A 15816-nucleotide genomic window follows, 5' to 3' on the forward strand; every position below is an offset into this window, starting at 1 on the left:
AAAAAACCGTCAGGGTGTCCCTGGACGTCAGGGCCTAAAGATATTGCTATTTTTAAACTAGTCTGCGCTAATTTATTTTTTAGAATTGTCTAAATTTATATTTTTGCTGGCATAAATATTCTTGCCTGATGAAAAGATCATATCTAATCTTGGGGATTTTAATCGCCAGTATCACTTTGATACATTCCTGCTCAAAGCTGGAACCCTTCGGGCCGCCGGAAGATGAGCTGCTCGATGGGCCGGTAGAAGGGCTAAATTATGAACAGAGCCAACGCTTTCAATCCGGGGATGCCACTTTTAATGATGAAGTATTTACAGTAGAAAAAGGCCTGGGACCCGTATTCGTCGCCACAAGTTGTGCCAGCTGCCATGCCGGCGATGGGAAAGGCCATCCGTTCACCACACTCACCCGCTTCGGACAGATGGATGAAACGCGTAATAAGTTCCTGCACCTGGGAGGCCCGCAGTTACAAAATAGGGCAATACCCGGGTATCAGCCAGAAACGATACCCGCCGGGGCGACCTTCTCCCGCTTTACGCCTCCAGCTGTCACCGGCTTGGGCTTTTTAGAGGCAGTCGCAGATGCTGACATACTCGCCATGGCAGACCCCGATGATGCAGATGGAGATGGTATTTCTGGAGTGCCTAACTGGCACACAATACCGCCCTATGTAAAGCCGCCCGCCAATGCTATTGTTCGTGATGGAAAATATATCTGCCGCTTCGGAAAAAAGGCCAGCGTCTACAACCTGCTGGCGCAAGCAGCAGATGCATTTTCACAGGATATAGGCATCACCTCTGTGTATAATCCGGTAGATGTATACTCCATGCAGGAGGTTGATCCGGAAATATCCACACAGACTGTCAATAACATAGGTTTCTATTTGCAAACATTGAAAGCTCCCATCCAAAGAGAGCAGGACAATCCGCAAGTAGTCGAAGGCAGAAAGATATTTGCCAAAGTAGGTTGCGCGGGCTGTCACAAACCCACACTTCGGACGGGCGCCTCCAATATAACACCACTGTCCAATACAGAATTCCATCCCTATACCGATCTGCTATTACACGATATGGGGCCAGCACTAGATGACGGTTATACGGAGGGAGGCGCTAAAACAGCGGAATGGCGTACACCTCCGCTGTGGGGATTGGGGCTGTCGCCCAAGTCGCAGGGGGGCAGATACTTTCTCCTGCACGATGGCAGGGCTGGTACTATCGAACAGGCCATTGAAATGCATGGGGGCGAAGGGGCTCGTGCGCAGACCAACTACACCAAATTGACGCCAACTGAACGGGATGCACTGATCAGATTCCTGAAATCCTTATAGCGATGCACAGAAAAGAATTTATCAAACAGTGCGGCTTCACATGCCTGGGCGGCGCATTGATGACCTCCATGCTGGAAGGATGTAGCACATCTCATCACATTACCGGCCAACTCACAGGCGGAGAACTGAATATCCCGCTCGCCAAATTTGAAAATGGTAAAGGGACATCTTATCACAACTATATGGTCGTGCAACATGATGCATTGCAATATCCTATCTGCGTGTTTCGCTTGGCGGAAAATGAGTTCATAGCACTATTGATGCAGTGTACACACCAGGGCGCAGAACTACAGGTTTTTGGAGATAAACTGCAATGTCCTGCCCATGGTAGTGAATTCACTAAACAGGGTGAGGTACAAAACGGACCTGCGGATAAGCATCTGCGTACACTACCGGTTCATATAGTTAACGACCAGATTAAAATATCGCTAAACAAATGAATAAAATAAATCTACCCATTTTCCTGCTCTTCATGTGCTGTTCCTGTCTGTCTGCAGTCGCTCAGATCGACTCTAGCCTCTTCAGACACATCCCCCGCGATACCACTAAAAAGACCATGAATATGGATGCCATCTATAACCGGCCTTTGATCGTAGCGGGGAAAGTGCCCGTAGCGATTGGCGGATATATAGAGTCCAACTGGCAACATATTGGCAAAGACGGCGTTAGCGAAGGCCATCAGTTCCAATTCCGCCGATTTACCATGTTCCTGGCTTCCAGTATATCCCGGCGTATCAAGTTCATGTCCGAAATAGAATTCGAACCGGCTGATAAAGAGATCTCCATTGAGTTCGCTGCACTGGATATAGAACTACATCCCTTACTCAATTTAAGAGGAGGGATGATCGTCAATCCGATCGGAGCTTTTAATCAGAATCATGACGGCCCTAAATGGGAGTTCACCGACAGGCCTATCGCCATGACACAAATGTTGCCCGCTACTTGGAGTACCGCTGGTTTCGGCCTGTATGGCAAACATTATAATGGCGACTGGATGCTGGGCTATGAAGCATATCTCTCCAGTGGTTTTGATGGCAGTATTATTAATAACGACCAGAACAAAACATATCTGCCGGCAGCAAAAAAGAACACAGAGCGGTTCGAAGAAAGTGCCAGCGGCAATCCGCTATATACCGGCAAAGTCGCCGTAAGGAATAATAAATTCGGCGAAATAGGACTCTCTTACATGGGAGGCATCTATAACAAATACCAGGATGACGGTAAAAAGCTGGATGAAAAACGCCGGATGTCCGTATTTGCTGCCGACTACAATACCACCATTCATCGTTGGGGTACCTTTATTGTGGGAGAATGGGCCTGGGTAATGGTTGATGTCCCCGCTACCTATACCCAACAATACGGCAGCAGACAGCAGGGTGGGTTTATTGACTTGGTACAGCCTGTCGTTAAGCGTAATATCCTGGGCTGGAACAACGCCACCCTCAACCTGGCTTGTCGCCTGGAATATGTAGACTGGAACGTCGGCCGCTTTAGAGAAACAGGTGGCAATATCGGCGACGAGCTATGGAGTATCATGCCCGCTGTTAGTTTCCGGCCCAATAGTTCCACCGTACTACGGCTAAACTACCGTATCCAACGCCAACGCGACCTACTGTCCAACCCTGCCTCCAAGCTCGCAGGAGTCAGCTTTGGGATCTCTACTTATTTCTAAAAACATATAAAATACTATTCGCAAAAGGAGCATCTCTATGGTGCTCTTTTTGCCTTTCATATGCTTTGGTATCGTTTTTTTTCTTAAAATCGCCGGACAAATCAATACATACCGCGATGGAAGCCATGCTTCGCCAGCATATCGAGAAGATTGTAAAGTTGACAGAGGAAGAATTTGAATTTGTCCTGTCGCATTTTACGTACAAGAAGTTTAAGAAACATCAATACCTGATCCAGGCAGGAGACTTATGTCCACACCTTTATTTCATTACCAAAGGAGTACTTAAATCTTTCTCTATCGACGATACCGGTAAAGTCCATATCCTGGAAATAGGTATGGAAGACTGGTGGATGACAGATGAAAATGGTTTCCATAATAAGACCGTGGCTACCTTCAACGTCGACTGCCTGGAAGATACAGAAGTCTATTGTATATCTATCGATGACCGGGAACGCCTCTGTAACGCCATGAGGAAAATGGAATATTTCTTTCTGAAAAAGACCACCGCCGGATATATTGCACTCCAGCAACGTATATTGTCGCTAACCAGCAAAAAGGCAGAAGAGCGTTATAGCCAGCTCATATCTACCTATCCCTCCTTGATACAAAGGGTGCCCAAATCATTGATTGCCTCTTACTTGGGCGTCACCCGCGAAACCCTCAGCCGCTTGCAGGCGTGATAAATATCACGTTTTAATAGTGACAAATGTCCTTTCTATACCCAACTACTCAGGAGACCTTTGCGGTATCTATTACGCAAATGTTTTAATATGGAAAATATAGCATTGGTAGCAGGAGCGACTGGTATTGTCGGTAGTAACCTGGCGGCATTCCTGGTTGCAAATGGCTGGGCCACTTATGGGCTTTCACGTACACCCAACAACGAAATAAAAAGCGTTATACCCGTAGCCGCTGATCTTACCTCCCGGGAGCGCCTGTCAGACGCCTTGGCAAACATCCGACCCACACATGTGTTCTTCACCTCCTGGATGCGAAAGGAGAGTGAAGCAGAAAACATCCGGGTGAATGCCGCCCTGGTCCGTAACCTGCTGGACGTTTTATCTCCTAAAAAGTCTATCCGCCACGTAGCACTGGTGACAGGGTTGAAACACTACCTCGGGCCCTTCGAAGCTTATACGAAAGCCGGCTTTGCATTGGAAACACCCGTACATGAAGGCATGCCCAGGCTCCCTCTGCAAAACTTCTATTACGCCCAGGAAGATGAAGTATACGCCGCCGCCGACAGAGATGGTTTTTCCTGGAGCGTACACCGTCCGCACACCATTGTAGGAAAAGCAGTAGGCAACCTGATGAATATAGGTATGACCCTCGCCGTATATGCCAGCATCTGCAAAGAGTTGGGCCGTCCATTCCGTTGGCCGGGCTCTAAAGCACAATGGGAAGGCCTTTCTGATATAACTGATGCGAGGATACTGGCTGCACAATTACTGTGGGCCGCTACTACAGATGCTGCGAAAAACGAGGCGTTTAATATCGTCAACGGAGATGTATTCCGCTGGAATAAGCTCTGGTATCAGATCGCGGATTGGTTTGACGTAGCGGCGATCGGATTCGAAGAAACGATCCATCCGCTGGAACAGGAGATGAAAGGACTGGAAAGTACCTGGCAAGCTATGGCCGCAAAGTATGGTCTGGTAGAAGCCAATTTAAACAGGCTGATCTCTCCCTGGCATACTGACCTGGACCTCGGACGGCCTGTGGAAGTAGTGACGGACATGTCCAAAAGCAGGGAACTAGGCTTTACCGCCTATCAACGCACCACAGCGTCATTTACCGATCTGTTCAGCGACTTGAAAGCACAACGGCTGATTCCCTGACAACAGGAATTTTGTAACTTCACCGTATACTGTTAACCGGTATACACCTAAAAAGGAGGCCGGGTAAATACCCGGCCATCCGCTACATAGTTGTTAGAACGAAAATAATACCTTAGACAATCGCTGACAGGTAGCGTAGAAGTCCCATCTTTCAAAGAAAGACACGACAAACCACCATTCCCTGGAGAGAATGTATGTTGGGCGAAGACAAAGCAAAAGGGGATCAGATCTATTTATTTGTAGCGGCGCTTAAAATTACTGGTCACCGGTTGTATAAACAGTACCGGTAAACCAGTATTTTAAGTAAATCTTCGGTGTAGGAGAGACACTAGGTATTGGTTAACAATGAGCCTTGGCAATGAAAAGGGTAGTAATATAGTCAAAGCTGACACGGCCATCTTTTTCATATCGTCCGAACATATCTTCCAGGCGCGCGATCATAGGTGCACAATTAATATCCGCTTCAGATGGCATAAAGGACGTAGAAAGCAACCGTCCTTTAATAGTTTCGTAGCCTAATTCCTGGGAATTTTCAAAGATCACTTTTTCATAACGGCAGGGAGAGAAGAAAGCCGTATTCATGTCTTCAGCAGCTACATCACGTCGGGAAGGCGTATAGCCGGTGCCATAGGTAGCCAGCAGGTTTTCATATTCCCTGGCAAACCCGGTGTTCAGCTTCCGGATATTCCACATTAGCAGGACGTAACCGTCTCGTTTAGCGATCCGCTTAAATTCTGTTTTAGCCTCCTCTTGGTTGAACCAATGAAAAGCCTGCCCGGCAAATACGATATCCATACTGCCGTCTTCCAGCTGTGTAGCCTCTGCCGTACCCTTTACCGGCTGAAAGCCCGGGTAGTGTTGTAGCAAAGCAGTTGCTTTTGCCCTCATGGCATCATTCGGCTCTACGGCATATACGGTATTACCGTTTTTTAAGAATAACTCCGAAGATATACCGGTACCTGCACCGATGTCGGCGACATCCATGCCAGCATGTAAGCCTATTTTTTGTTGTAAATATTCAATAACAGCAATAGGGTAACCAGGACGGTAACGGGCATAATTATCTGCTCTGTTGGTGAATCGGGTCGTACTATCGTTCATGATCGGTTATTTGAAAGATTAGATAAATATGATGACAGTAGGGGCAATGCGATGGGCTTGTTCAGTAAGTAAGTTAATGCTATTCAATCACATTTCTGTAGTTGGACAACGTTGTAAAATGATAATATAGAGTTAACTGAAATATTTTGCAATGTCCAAAATTTATTTTTATTTTCGGATAGTAAAATTACTTAGAATTAACCCAAAACAAAAGTCCATTAAACCCAGGCCAACGAATTATTAGCGTAGTTACCCAGCACCTGATTTTTGTATTCCACTTTCCTTTTCATTTACTGCTAAGTACACAGTCAATCCGCCACTTTACTGTTACTTATGTTGAATAATTGTTTTTGTTAACTATTTACTTAATCCTAAACCATTGAATTATGGGGCATTTGCTAAATTTCGACGATAGCAGCGCACTCGCTTTTCAACGACCCTCCCTAAAGTCTGTAGATGAAAAGACCCTCTCCCAAATGCCTGTCTATGACATCTTGTGTGGCAAAAGTGTAGGTCTGCCTTTTGAATACCTGATGACGGACGTGTATTCCGGGTGTTTACCTATTAAGAGCATCTGTTATGGTAACTGCTCCGCCGCAGAGTACTGGATCAATAAAGGATTCAACTTTGGGATGCGCCGCCTCAATAATTTCGATGAAGTAGCTTTCAGAAAGTCTATTACCGAACTGTCACCAGACCAACGCTGGCTGAGACAAGGCTGGGTATCAGACTGCTCGCTGTCTAAAAAGTCCTGGGACCTCCTGGGCCCCATCTCCGATATACTGGCCGAATACAACATTCACATGGTCATTATATCCAAGATCTTCACCAAACCCTCCCTGGAGATCATGCAGAAACTGGCGCAGAACAAAACAGAGATACGCGTATCCATTTCTGCTATCGACACCAAAAGAGAGATCGAGAAACGTTTCGAATTCCTGGAAGCATATCGCCAGGTCGGTGGTATGTCCGTTCCTTACTTAATGTCTTTTAAGTACTCCGACCCACTGCTGAAAAACAATCAGGAGATCATCGTCGAGAAGATCGTCGCCGACGACTACATCGCCTCCGAACACCCCCTGCGCCTCAGTAGCGACAATTCCGGCCTGGAAGGCGCCGATACCGACCGGCACTATCATCCCAAGTTCGCCGACCAAACCTGGTTCGGACGGCTCTATAGCCACATAGGCAACTTCCTGCTGCCTCCTCCCACGTTCTTACCGGCAGACTATACCTTATTCTTTACGCATTACGCTACGCTCGCCAAAGAAGGACATCCTTATACCTTTAATAACCTGCCTACCTATCAGGACCTGATGGAAAAAAAATTGATTCACAATAATACTTTTGATCATGCAAACTATGACGTTAAATAAGGACCTGTCCACGTTCGAAACGAATGAAGCAGAGATACTGAGTGCTATCACCGAACCATTGTACCAGCAAGGCTATGTGTCTGCCGATATCGGAGACATCGCTCCTAAGACCTTATTATCTATTGCCTACTATTTCGGCGAAGTAATTCCCATCGGCAGAGGCAACGATCACATCACCGAGATCCGTACCAGCGCCGAAGTAGGTACCAAAGATGTTCCGCTGCACAACGATAAGTCTTACTGGAGAATACCACCTCGTTATCTCATTCTCTATTGCAGACAGGCAGACGGGTTCGAAAATAACCACATGCATGTATCAGATATCCACGGCGCTTTCCTGCAGCTCACAGAAGAAGAGAGACAAAACCTCTCTGATAGAGTACTCGATATCCATCACCCTTCTAACAGAAGCAGCGGCAAGCTGATGGGCAAGCTGGTAAATTATCTCAACGAAGAAGTATTCTACCGCTTCCGCTCTGATACTATCGAACGCAACTGGGAAGCATTTAACAAATGGGACCAGCTCGTGATCGACAACCTGGTAGAAGTGCCCTTCAATCCCGGTACCATCCTGGTGATGGACAATTGGAAGTTCGCACACGGCCGTCGCCTTACCTCCGTAGTGAACAGCTACTCCCGTATGATCGATCGCGTACTCATCATGTAATCAACTTATATACCGGTAATAAATAGCAGAGGTGGCCTTAACGGTCGCCTTTTGCTGCTGCCTGTCAGGAGTGAAAGAAATGCACTATTTTAGCGCCTGAAATTAGCCGCAGGCAATGTCCGTGTCTGCTTTAATTTATACCTGTACATTTTGTCTATGACTGTAGCAATTTCGGCAGCCTTTCGGAAGATGACCATCCGGGCTGTACTCGCCATCGTACTGTTTATTTTTACCTACCTGTTATTATTTGCACTGGCTGCAGGTCTCACACTGGCAAGCGGTTTCGCCGGCTTCATAGTGATCAGTGCGATCGGTCTTAATTACATCTCCGCCGCTATTGGCCTTGGTCTGATCTCTGTCGGAGTACTGATCCTGTATTTTCTTATCAAATTCCTGTTCAAACAACATAAGGTAGACCGCTCTCATCTCACTGAACTTACCAGGGAAGAACAACCTGAACTCTTCGCTTTTATCGAAGAGATCGTGCAGCAAGTCGGCACCACCTTCCCTAAAAAGATATACCTCGCCTCCGATGTCAACGCAGCTGTATTCTACGACTCCAGTTTCTGGAGTATGTTTTTCCCGGTCAGGAAAAACCTCTTGATAGGCATCGGGCTGATCAACACCGTATCCCGCCTGGAGCTGAAAGCCATCCTGGCTCATGAGTTTGGACACTTCTCCCAGCGCTCTATGAAGCTGGGTAGTTACGTGTATAATGTCAACCAGGTGATCTACAATATGCTGCACGACAACGAATCCTTTAACAGGGTACTGCAGAACTGGTACTTGAACTATGCTGATGCCGATCAGTCGTATGATGAACGCATCGGCTATTACAATGCCCTGGGACAATCTATTGAATTCATGCGGGTCACCACCCCCTTCGAACAGATCGAACGCAATCTCGTAGCGGTAGCAGCCGCGGAGAAAGAGCTGAAGGTACAGATCCGTATGATGCAGGAAACAGCACTCTTCCGGGACGATCACACCGGAGATAACAGCCATCTTTGACAGGTACCTCTCTCAGGACTGGGTATATTTCAGTGATAAACAATATGATGATGACGCTTTGAAAGTGCTGGAAGAGGTCATGGACCAGTATCCATTTGTGCTGTCTAAGAGTTATTTCCTTGCTAAAAAGGCATTGCTGGACCAGGAAGCCGCGATGCAGACGGCATCAGTACCTGTATAGATACATGTCGCTGATTTTCAGGAGATTTTAAGGTGAGCGTAATGACAACTGTCTTATATTTACGCCCATTCAATCATTTACAGACATGGAGTTTTCAAAAGAATACACAGTAAAAGCAGAACATATCGATGTGCAGAATATCATGGATGGCCTCTATTATCCGTTTTACATGGAGTATTGCCGTCATGACTATATAAAGGAAGTGTTGGGCTTCGACTTCGCGGAAGAAGCCGAAAAAGGCGTGCATATGGTACTGTCCGGGTATAAGATCCAGTACCTGCGCTCCCTCAAAAAGGACGATCAGTTCAAGGTTACCTGTACCCTGTATAAGGACCCTGCAGGACTCCCCAGGCTGCATTTCAAGCAGCAGATCATCATGAACAATAAGGTGATGACCAAAGCCGTATTTACCGGTACCTGCGTACCTGCCACCGGCGGCAGACCTTACCTGCCCGAAGGTATGCTAGACCAGCTGAAAGACGCACCCGTGCTGGAAGCAGGAGAGTCCCTGTAAGCCAGTCGCTCACCTTCACCGTAAATTCCATTCCCTTTTTGGGAGACCACAGCACCTTTCTTTAGCCTCGGTGCTATCAGCTGGAATATCTCAAACACCATATCCGGGAAACCATCTAATAGCACCAGGGCAAAAAGAGGTATCTACTTCTTTTAAGGTCTCTCTCATCCCGCAGTATGGAGAATAGCTCGGGTTTTACTAAAGTAGTTATGTGATCGGGGACTTTCAGGATGGCTTGATCCCTTTCTCTATCTCGGCATGTTTGATGCCCTTCACTGCTTTCAGATCCTTTAGGCTCTTTCGCTCACTGCTGGCAGAGATGTTGCGGGTGATGGTGCGCACCCGGTATACGTCAAAGCCGGATTGCTTCAACGTCTCCACCACCGCATCGATGTCTGCACTATCATCTATCGTCGCTATGAATTTCACCATGATAGGAAAGTTTACCGGAGAGCACGTACAAAGTTACCGAATCAAAGAAAATATGCCAAGCCGGCGCCTACATCCGTGGCGTTGATGTCCAGGCGTTTGGCATTCTGGATCAACTTCATCCAGATCTCCGATGCGGTTGCCTGCGGATGTTTCTCCCAGAACAAGGCTGCCAGCCCTGATACGAAAGGAGCTGCTGCCGACGTACCGGAATCGGTGGCATATCCCGCCTCTTTAGACGTGCTGAAGATGTCCACACCCGGTCCCGCAATATCTATCTGCCCACCGTTGGCAAATAATCCACCACAGGAGAAGTTAGCCACCTGTATATTACCATCCAGTGCGGCGACGGCCATCACCGACGGACAGTTAGCAGGCTCCGCCACCGGCTCTATCAGGTTGAATTCCCGGTCGCTTTCATTACCCGCTGCGGCGATGATCAGGCAGTTGTTTTGTAACGCTTTGGCCGCTGTCGACTCGTAGTCCGCAGAGTACCCTTTCTGTTTGGGATCGATCGCCCGCACCACCGATAGGTTGATGATATGGCATTTGTGCTGCAAGGCCCATTCTATACCATCTAGCAGAGAAGTATCGGTACCCTTGCTGTTCTTGTTGATCACTTTCCCTATATACAGCGACGCCCCGAAAGCCACGCCATAACGCATGCCATCAGGCGTACGCCGGAAGCCGCCTGCTATGCCGGCACTCATGCTACCATGACCCACTACATCGTTGGCATCCTCATTTTCAATAAAACTTTTACTACCCGCAATCCGCCCCGCGAAATCAGGATGATCCAGGTCTAGGCCGGTATCCAGCACGGCAATACGGATACCCTTGCCGCTGAAGGTGCTGTTAAGCGCATTGATCACCTGTATACCCCACGCAGAAGTGACATTGTTGCTGTACTGGAATTTGCTTTTAGGAGGCATCGCCGGATATACGAAACGCTCCGGCTCCGAGTAATGAAATTTATCCTTGGTAGAAGGATGCGTGATCAGCATGGATAACTCCGACTCTTTATCCGGGTTAATGATAGCCACCTCCAGCTTGGGAAGGATCACACCATCTGCCTCCTGTAATATCTGTTGTGATAGCCCCTTCTGGTTCAGGTCGTCAAAACTTTCGATACTGGCTATCTTGAGAGACGCATTTTTCGCTGCCTTTTCGAACTGGGCTGCATTTTGTCCACCGGCGAGTGATACCAGGTGCCGGCCGGTATACACTTCCCGTCCGTGTTTATCTTTTACATCTGTAAATGGGGTGTCCGGTAGCTGTTTATTACGTACCGGGTCACCAGCGCCAATGGCTTCCATTAGGTCGCGGGATACCTTCTCTTGTTTGCTCCTGTTACGTATCACGCTAAGCCCTGACCACTTTGGAATTGAAGAGTCAGCATATACAGCACCCCTAGCTACCGGCGCTGCTTTCTTGGCCGCCGCTTTCTTCTTAGGCGCGGCCTTTTTCGCTGCCGCTTTCTTTTTCGGAGCAGCTTTTTTGGCCGCCGCTTTTTTTGCTGCGGCCTTCTTATTGCTTTTCGGCATAGTCTTTAATATTTATGCTGCCTTAGTTGCCACCTGCAGGGGTTTCGGGGTCCAGGTAAGCCAGCCATGGAGTGAATAAAGTATACATCGGCACAATGATAGCCGCAATGAACTGCGTGGAATATCCTGCTAGTTTTAATCCTTCCACAGGGCCTCCAATCGACAATACCCATATCAGGAAAGAAAACTCACAGATGACGATCTGTTTGAATGATTTTACCCGACCCAGCTTACGAAGGTAGAAGGGGAGTAATACCAGGATGAATCCAAATATGGTCCATTGTAATACTTCCGGCTGCGTACCCGGTTGCTTACCATCTTTGATCACATTAAAAGCTGCCAGGTATACACTGATTACATCTGCCGGAACGAGCTTGACCACTCGCTCCAGGAAGGTATCATTTTTTTCGTTAGCGCTGGCGGTGGTGAACTCGCCTTTCACGCGCTTGTTGAATACGATCTCTCTGGACATATGCGAAGATTATTGGTTTGAGGTAGTAGTAGATGGTTGATGACCGGAGCCTCCCAGGTTAAAGCCTATAGAGAAAAAGGCACTCGCCTTTAAGGTCTTTTTCGTCAGCTCTGAAGCATCCAGGTCGCCGAAGCGGGCGTAGTTATCCAGGTCTTTATACTTGGTTTTTAATTCATCGCCATAACCTACGGATACACCCGCATTCAATACGATCCGTCTGAACAGTTCATTGGTCGTATTAAATCCTAAGCCACCACCCAGAGAGAGCCGGGAAGCGCTCATGTCGCTGAAGTCCGGACTTAACCCTATGGTCAGCATAGGCTGTACGGCACACTTGGACACTTTGTACCAGTGTATATGCAGTATAGGATTGAATTTCAATAAGCGATGTTTGTCATCTTTGAGAAGTATTACAGAATCCATCGCGCTGCCGCTGGTCGCATTGGTAGGATTTTTCCGCAGGTCATAACTATATTTACCCTGTCCGCCGATATTGAGGGCCACACCCACACTGAAGTCTATACGACGCCCGCCATAAGTGGGGATCTTGAAGGCGGCCATCTTTTTCAGTTCTGCACCATGATTGTCCTGCAGCTTACCACTGATCTCGATAAAGTCGCCACTGGCAGTACCGCTTTCTTTGGAGGTGGCCATGAAATCCTGATCCAGCAGCATCGACGCGTTCTGCGCCATCGCACCCACTGTCGAATATAAGCTGTCTGCGTTAGTGCCATTATACGCAGTTTTTAAGGTGTCAACTTTTTTGGACAGGTCAGCCAGTGTTTTCTCTGTTTTAGCCCTTTCTTCTTTGGGCAACTGGTCGCCTACCTTATCCATATTATTGTGAATACCGTTGATATACCCCTCCGTCTTTCGTAATTCGGCATTGATGGCCCCAATGGATGTCGCAACGGCATTGCTGAAGTCTCCAGGTGCTTTTATCGTGGACGAAGGGCTATTCAGGAAGAGGCTGTTCTGCATTTTGGTTTTATCGCTCAGGTAAGGATTGTTTTTCGCAGAGTCGATATCCTTATTCATCTGTACGATCCGTTTTATCAGTAGCGCTTGTGTATTCACTTCGCTGAGGCTCGTTTCTATTCTGTCGAGCAGCTTGTACTTGGCATCGAAGTATCGCTCCAGCTTTTCTTTTTTCTCTCTGTCGCCGACCGATGCGGTTTTCGTTTCTTTGTTAGAAGAGTCTGCCGCAGCAGTGGCTTCTTTCGCCTGGGTCAATGTACCCAGCCCGGTTTGTAAGGCGGACAGACCATCCTCATACTTCCTGTTTACCTCGGCAAACGTAGTATTGGCCGTTACTGCGTATCGGTTTACGCCGGCGTAGCGCACAAAAACGATGGCGCCCTCTTTCACAAATGCCGGTTTCTGTAAAAAACGGGGAGATACCAGGTCATACGTGATGAATACCTGGTTAATAGTGCTGTCTTCCCGTATGACCGGAGACGATGCTTGTGCAGCTGCAATGGATGCATACGTCAATGCTACGCATGTGCAGATAGAACGAGTAGAATAAGAGCTCATTTTATTTCAGTTTAGGGATACTAAATTGTTTTGGGTGCATTCGGAGTTCAATAAATAGTTCACATGAGGGGACTCGACAGTTATAACACGATAATAAAACTAAATGTTCGTTTTGGGCTGTACAATACCCACAATGTGTTATTTTGATGGCACCTCGCTGTACATAAGCGTATTGCTGTTCTTATAGGAAATATAAGGCGCATAGTAAGCCGACAGGTTCAGTAATATCAACAGCGCTGAAAAGAAGAATAATCCCATAAAACAAGCGATAAATACATGCAGCAGGATGATGCCCGCCAGCGAGTAACGGCGTGTAGACCGCAGGTTCATGAACAGGCCGTAACATATTTCCAGTATGATAGTGGCCCAGCCGCTGATCACGAAGAAAGGGGTATCCACCAGGAAATCCAGGCTGAACATGCTGTAGTAATTATGACTATGCAACGCTTTCCATAAAGCCTCTCCATTACGCCAGGTTACACCGATCACTTTGTCAAAGCCGGAAAAGAAATACGCCACACCCAGGTGTCCTCTTAACAAGAACAGGTAGGGCAGGTGGTCTGGTTGCCGGCGGGATCGCCTCCGCCGGTTATCCAGGGAATAGACGGCCCCTACGGGGAATACACAGCAGTAGAACAGCGCAAATGTCGTATAGCCGTCTATGCCATATTCGTAGAGGTGGATGGATTTAATGAGCAGTAGTTGAAAGAGCAAGGATAAGACGGCGCTGATGCGGGTAAAAAGACCCAGTATCAGCAATATCAGCGCCAGCGGGTAGGCGATCCGGCATACCAGCAGTAATGATTCGTAGTCTGTTGGTAGGTCCATCCTTTGCAGGAAGGCCTGTAAGCTCACCACCGTCGGACTTACATAGTCCGTGGTGGTGTCCATGATATCGGGATAAATGTACCCTTTGTAAGAGTACAAGGCAGTAAAGTCCGGCTGTATGGCCAGAAAGTGTAGCAATGCGAAGCCGGCGATGTTCACCCGAAAGAAGAACAGCCAGCCCGCATGACTGGAAGGCGACTTATCTTGCATAAGGTTGCAGGCTATAGTTGACCGTGATCAGTTTCACCTGCGAATATTGAGGAGCGGCGCCCGCCCGCACGGCCGCCAGCGTAGGGAAATCCAGCAGGTTATAACTGAGAGCGACAGCAGTATCCTGACAGTGATGTTGTTGAAAGAGTGTGACCGCTATATTCCTTAGTACCAGTTGATTGTAGTCGTTCATGATATCGGCAGCAGGGTGATGTGATAAGCTATCCTGCGTGCCAGGTTTGATAAAGTCGTCTGTCAGTGAGTTGCCCATAGAAAAAAATCGCAGCGTCGTCTCATACGACCGTAGGTCCGGTGTCAATACTTTGCCTTCACATTCACCCAGGAAGATACCATTGGAGCGTACGTTGATACCGAAGAAGCCATAGCCCGTTTCAGCGCCGGTATAACGACCATAAAAGCGCGCAGGAGCCTTGTTGAGCAGATTGGCCACTACGCTGGCTACCCGGTTGCTGTCGCGGCGTTGATGGAATTCCTGGTAAGAACTGTATACGGTCACGGCATTCATGAGGAAGATGAACAACAGGTGAAAGCCGATCCACACGTAGAGTAAAGGGCGCTGCAGGAGAGAGATGGCCAGTCGCAATGCGGCCAGCCATCTGTTGCGATGCCTACTTTCCAGCCACGGCATACTTTGTCATGATTTGATTCGCTTTGATCACCTCCTGCGGGAGATCTTTGATCTGTTTCCAGAAGATGAAGCGGGTAGAGATCCAGTCTTTGTACACAGAGGTTTCGAAGATACCTCCGGAAGCTTTGTTCCTGGGGTCATTGACAGCAATGATGATGGCTTTTCGTGTGAAGTCTTTGATACCATAGTGCTCCGCGATTACGCGTTTTACTTCTTCTTTGTCTTCGACAGCGACGCGTTTGTTCGCCACTTTGGATACATTGTAAAGATGCTTGCTGACCCTTAATACCCCGTTCTGTTGTGGTCGTTGGATGGTGAAGGAAAGTAATAGAATGACGGGAATGCTTAATGTTACTAACATTAGCTTTTTCATAAGTCGTGATTTGGGATTAATCCTACTCTTTTTTGGAAGGCATTTTCGGAATCCTGCCTAAAGTACCAATAGTAAGTTACTGAATTT

The 15816-nt window shown here is 47.6% G+C and carries 18 protein-coding genes; 10 read left to right on the plus strand and 8 right to left on the minus strand.

What is annotated here, in order from left to right; all coding sequences use genetic code 11:
- Nucleotides 1-128 precede the first annotated feature (128 nt).
- The 5 genes from KTO58_RS04715 to KTO58_RS04735 all read left to right on the plus strand — a co-directional run bounded on the left by KTO58_RS04715 (nt 129) and on the right by KTO58_RS04735 (nt 4838).
- Nucleotides 129-1328 carry a di-heme oxidoredictase family protein gene (locus KTO58_RS04715; protein ID WP_095840500.1) on the plus strand — a complete coding sequence of 400 codons (1200 nt, stop codon included), beginning with the start codon at nt 129-131 and terminating at the stop codon, nt 1326-1328.
- A 2-nt stretch (nt 1329-1330) separates the two neighbouring features.
- On the plus strand, nt 1331-1768 hold the full coding sequence (locus KTO58_RS04720) for a QcrA and Rieske domain-containing protein (RefSeq protein WP_095840499.1): 438 nt from the start codon (nt 1331-1333) through the stop codon (nt 1766-1768).
- The gene (locus KTO58_RS04725) at nt 1765-3000 is read left to right on the plus strand and encodes a hypothetical protein (RefSeq protein WP_095840498.1); all 1236 of its coding nucleotides are present in this window, start codon (nt 1765-1767) and stop codon (nt 2998-3000) included. The genes KTO58_RS04720 and KTO58_RS04725 overlap by 4 nt, the downstream gene beginning before the upstream one ends.
- 116 nt (nt 3001-3116) lie before the next feature.
- Complete coding sequence (locus KTO58_RS04730; RefSeq protein ID WP_095840497.1) at nt 3117-3680, plus strand: Crp/Fnr family transcriptional regulator; 564 nt, start codon at nt 3117-3119, stop codon at nt 3678-3680.
- Nucleotides 3681-3770: 90 nt separating this feature from the next.
- Nucleotides 3771-4838, plus strand: coding sequence for an SDR family oxidoreductase (locus KTO58_RS04735; RefSeq protein WP_095840496.1), 1068 nt, complete (start codon nt 3771-3773; stop codon nt 4836-4838).
- 339 nt (nt 4839-5177) lie between these two features.
- On the opposite strand, the gene KTO58_RS04740 is transcribed toward KTO58_RS04735, so the two are convergent.
- A complete protein-coding gene (locus KTO58_RS04740) occupies nt 5178-5939 on the minus strand; it encodes a class I SAM-dependent methyltransferase (RefSeq protein WP_095840495.1) in 762 nt (253 codons plus the stop codon).
- 386 nt (nt 5940-6325) lie between these two features.
- Here KTO58_RS04740 and KTO58_RS04745 point away from each other — a divergent pair, with 386 nt between their 5' ends.
- The 5 genes from KTO58_RS04745 (at nt 6326) to KTO58_RS04760 (ending at nt 9688) form a co-directional block, all read left to right on the plus strand.
- Entirely contained in the window at nt 6326-7315 is a 990-nt protein-coding gene (locus KTO58_RS04745) for a hypothetical protein (RefSeq protein WP_095840494.1), read from the plus strand.
- Nucleotides 7293-7982: a TauD/TfdA family dioxygenase gene (locus KTO58_RS04750; RefSeq protein WP_095840493.1), complete on the plus strand. Its 690-nt coding sequence runs from the start codon at nt 7293-7295 to the stop codon at nt 7980-7982. Before KTO58_RS04745 ends, KTO58_RS04750 begins: the two co-directional genes overlap by 23 nt.
- Before the next feature lie 156 nt (nt 7983-8138).
- Nucleotides 8139-8993 (plus strand): M48 family metallopeptidase, encoded by an 855-nt coding sequence (locus KTO58_RS04755; protein ID WP_095840492.1) that lies wholly within the window; start codon nt 8139-8141, stop codon nt 8991-8993.
- Nucleotides 8994-9051: 58 nt separating this feature from the next.
- Nucleotides 9052-9174, plus strand: a complete 123-nt coding sequence (locus tag KTO58_RS28760) for a hypothetical protein (RefSeq protein ID WP_255408028.1) — start codon at nt 9052-9054, stop codon at nt 9172-9174.
- Nucleotides 9175-9259: 85 nt separating this feature from the next.
- Nucleotides 9260-9688: an acyl-CoA thioesterase gene (locus tag KTO58_RS04760; protein WP_095840491.1), complete on the plus strand. Its 429-nt coding sequence runs from the start codon at nt 9260-9262 to the stop codon at nt 9686-9688.
- Nucleotides 9689-9913: 225 nt separating this feature from the next.
- On the opposite strand, the gene KTO58_RS04765 is transcribed toward KTO58_RS04760, so the two are convergent.
- From KTO58_RS04765 to KTO58_RS04795, 7 genes are all read right to left on the minus strand, one after another.
- Nucleotides 9914-10120, minus strand: coding sequence for a hypothetical protein (locus tag KTO58_RS04765; protein ID WP_095840490.1), 207 nt, complete (start codon nt 10118-10120; stop codon nt 9914-9916).
- A gap of 41 nt (nt 10121-10161) precedes the next feature.
- Nucleotides 10162-11661, minus strand: coding sequence for a S8 family serine peptidase (locus KTO58_RS04770; RefSeq protein ID WP_198315021.1), 1500 nt, complete (start codon nt 11659-11661; stop codon nt 10162-10164).
- A gap of 22 nt (nt 11662-11683) precedes the next feature.
- Nucleotides 11684-12133, minus strand: coding sequence for a hypothetical protein (locus KTO58_RS04775; RefSeq protein WP_095840487.1), 450 nt, complete (start codon nt 12131-12133; stop codon nt 11684-11686).
- Nucleotides 12134-12142: 9 nt separating this feature from the next.
- A complete protein-coding gene (locus KTO58_RS04780) occupies nt 12143-13669 on the minus strand; it encodes a hypothetical protein (protein ID WP_157753184.1) in 1527 nt (508 codons plus the stop codon).
- A 138-nt stretch (nt 13670-13807) separates the two neighbouring features.
- Nucleotides 13808-14707, minus strand: coding sequence for an HTTM domain-containing protein (locus KTO58_RS04785; protein ID WP_095840485.1), 900 nt, complete (start codon nt 14705-14707; stop codon nt 13808-13810).
- Nucleotides 14697-15356, minus strand: coding sequence for a hypothetical protein (locus KTO58_RS04790; protein ID WP_157753183.1), 660 nt, complete (start codon nt 15354-15356; stop codon nt 14697-14699). Before KTO58_RS04790 ends, KTO58_RS04785 begins: the two co-directional genes overlap by 11 nt.
- Nucleotides 15337-15729 carry a hypothetical protein gene (locus KTO58_RS04795; RefSeq protein WP_157753182.1) on the minus strand — a complete coding sequence of 131 codons (393 nt, stop codon included), beginning with the start codon at nt 15727-15729 and terminating at the stop codon, nt 15337-15339. Before KTO58_RS04795 ends, KTO58_RS04790 begins: the two co-directional genes overlap by 20 nt.
- Between the last annotated feature and the right edge of the window lie 87 nt (nt 15730-15816).

Origin of the sequence: Chitinophaga pendula (genome assembly GCF_020386615.1) — a bacterium.
GTDB classification, from domain to species: domain Bacteria; phylum Bacteroidota; class Bacteroidia; order Chitinophagales; family Chitinophagaceae; genus Chitinophaga; species Chitinophaga pendula.

Excerpts from the sequence above, each read along its gene's own strand:
- KTO58_RS04715 (WP_095840500.1), top strand. The coding sequence starts at position 129 with ATGAAAAGATCATATCTAATCTTGGGGATTTTAATCGCCAGTATCACT.
- KTO58_RS04720 (WP_095840499.1), top strand. The coding sequence starts at position 1,331 with ATGCACAGAAAAGAATTTATCAAACAGTGCGGCTTCACATGCCTGGGC.
- KTO58_RS04725 (WP_095840498.1), top strand. The coding sequence starts at position 1,765 with ATGAATAAAATAAATCTACCCATTTTCCTGCTCTTCATGTGCTGTTCC.
- KTO58_RS04730 (WP_095840497.1), top strand. The coding sequence starts at position 3,117 with ATGGAAGCCATGCTTCGCCAGCATATCGAGAAGATTGTAAAGTTGACA.
- KTO58_RS04735 (WP_095840496.1), top strand. The coding sequence starts at position 3,771 with ATGGAAAATATAGCATTGGTAGCAGGAGCGACTGGTATTGTCGGTAGT.
- KTO58_RS04740 (WP_095840495.1), bottom strand. The coding sequence starts at position 5,939 with ATGAACGATAGTACGACCCGATTCACCAACAGAGCAGATAATTATGCC.
- KTO58_RS04745 (WP_095840494.1), top strand. The coding sequence starts at position 6,326 with ATGGGGCATTTGCTAAATTTCGACGATAGCAGCGCACTCGCTTTTCAA.
- KTO58_RS04750 (WP_095840493.1), top strand. The coding sequence starts at position 7,293 with ATGCAAACTATGACGTTAAATAAGGACCTGTCCACGTTCGAAACGAAT.
- KTO58_RS04755 (WP_095840492.1), top strand. The coding sequence starts at position 8,139 with ATGACTGTAGCAATTTCGGCAGCCTTTCGGAAGATGACCATCCGGGCT.
- KTO58_RS04760 (WP_095840491.1), top strand. The coding sequence starts at position 9,260 with ATGGAGTTTTCAAAAGAATACACAGTAAAAGCAGAACATATCGATGTG.
- KTO58_RS04765 (WP_095840490.1), bottom strand. The coding sequence starts at position 10,120 with ATGGTGAAATTCATAGCGACGATAGATGATAGTGCAGACATCGATGCG.
- KTO58_RS04770 (WP_198315021.1), bottom strand. The coding sequence starts at position 11,661 with ATGCCGAAAAGCAATAAGAAGGCCGCAGCAAAAAAAGCGGCGGCCAAA.
- KTO58_RS04775 (WP_095840487.1), bottom strand. The coding sequence starts at position 12,133 with ATGTCCAGAGAGATCGTATTCAACAAGCGCGTGAAAGGCGAGTTCACC.
- KTO58_RS04780 (WP_157753184.1), bottom strand. The coding sequence starts at position 13,669 with ATGAGCTCTTATTCTACTCGTTCTATCTGCACATGCGTAGCATTGACG.
- KTO58_RS04785 (WP_095840485.1), bottom strand. The coding sequence starts at position 14,707 with ATGCAAGATAAGTCGCCTTCCAGTCATGCGGGCTGGCTGTTCTTCTTT.
- KTO58_RS04790 (WP_157753183.1), bottom strand. The coding sequence starts at position 15,356 with ATGCCGTGGCTGGAAAGTAGGCATCGCAACAGATGGCTGGCCGCATTG.
- KTO58_RS04795 (WP_157753182.1), bottom strand. The coding sequence starts at position 15,729 with ATGAAAAAGCTAATGTTAGTAACATTAAGCATTCCCGTCATTCTATTA.